We start from the raw sequence: 1,395 nt of genomic DNA, 5'->3' as shown, positions 1-1,395 counted from the left end.
TGTCGACCCATACGGATTCGCGTATCGCGTCCTCGTACGAGTACACGGGTCTGCTCTCACCCGGCTTGCCCGGGCTCTGGCCCGGATTGCCCGGGGTCTGGCCCGGCGTGCGCGGGGGCGCGGCGGCCCCCTGCGCGGCGCCCGGGGACACCAGGGTGGCGAGCAGGGCGGTCAGGGCCGCGGCAAGCAGCGATCTCCACAGCAGGCGGGTGCGTCGCGCACGTATCGGCATGGCGCGGAAGGTACACCGGTGAACTCCCGTGCGACAGGGGGCCGCACGCAGCCGGGACAGGAGTGTGGGACATCAAGGCACATGTCGGCCGAATGGCGATCGTGTGACGGGTGAGGCCATGGACATGACGTGCGAGGGAAGGGCTGAATAGGCTCGGCGAACAGGACCAACCGATCATGTGCCCCTACGACTTGGAGCTTTCGTGCACCGCAGACTCATCGCCCCGGGCGCGCTCGCGGCCTCCCTCCTGCTGGCGATCCCGGCATCGGCGGCGGACTTCTCCCCCGGGGCCCCGGGCCTCGGCGACCCCTACTACCCGGCGAGCGGCAACGGCGGATACGACGTCTCGCACTACGATCTGCGGCTGAAGTACCAGCCCGCGACCGACCTCCTCGAAGGTACGGCGACGATCAACGCCCGCACCACGCAGAACCTCTCGCGCTTCAACCTCGACCTCGGCCTCAAGGTCTCCGAAGTACGGGTGAACGGCAAGAAGGCGAAGTTCGCGCAGACCGGCGACCAGGAGCTGGAGATCACTCCGGCCGCGGGGCTGGCGAAGGGCACGCCGATCACCGTCGTCGTGCGCTACGCCGGCAAGCCGTCCGAGGTGAGGATCAACGGCTACACGGCCTGGCATCGCACGCCCGACGGCGGCGTCGCGGCGCAGGAGCCGGAGTCGGCCGTGTGGTGGTTCCCGTCCAACGACCACCCGCTGGACAAGGCGACGTACGACGTGTCGGTGGCCGTGCCGGACGGCACGCAGGCGATCTCCAACGGCGTGCTCCAGTCGCAGAGCTCGAAGCTGGGCTGGACCCGCTACAACTGGCGTTCGAACAAGCCGCAGGCCAGCTACCTGGCCACGCTCGCGGTCGGCAAGTTCGACATCACGACCGACAAGACGGAGTCCGGTCTTCCGGTTCTCAACGCCTACAGCAAGGACCTCGGCGACAACGCGGGCTCGGCGCGCGCCAGCATCGAGCGGACCACCGAGATCGCCGAGTGGCTGGAGACGATCTACGGGAAGTACCCGTTCAACGCGCTCGGCGGCTACGTCCCGAACGTGAAGAGCAGCTACGCCCTGGAGACCCAGACGCGGCCGTTCTACAGCCCGTCCGCGTTCTCCAACGGCTCCAACGCCTCCATCGTCGTCCACGAGCTGGCCC

Annotated in this window: 1 protein-coding gene and 1 pseudogene; one reads left to right on the top strand and one right to left on the bottom strand. The window is 68.7% G+C overall.

What is annotated here, in order from left to right; all coding sequences use genetic code 11:
- A partial coding sequence (locus tag AOK22_RS43075; protein ID WP_244165105.1) for a hypothetical protein occupies positions 1-232 on the bottom strand: 232 nt, incomplete at its 3' end.
- 202 nt (positions 233-434) lie between these two features.
- Between AOK22_RS43075 and AOK22_RS28980 the strand changes: the two are divergent.
- Positions 435-1,395 (top strand): annotated as a pseudogene (locus tag AOK22_RS28980) (M1 family metallopeptidase); the annotation flags it as partial.

The organism is Streptomyces silaceus (assembly GCF_001419745.1).
Lineage (GTDB): Bacteria > Actinomycetota > Actinomycetes > Streptomycetales > Streptomycetaceae > Streptomyces > Streptomyces silaceus.
The sequence above is the reverse complement of the archived record's forward strand: the minus strand, read 5'-3'. Positions and strand labels throughout refer to the sequence as shown.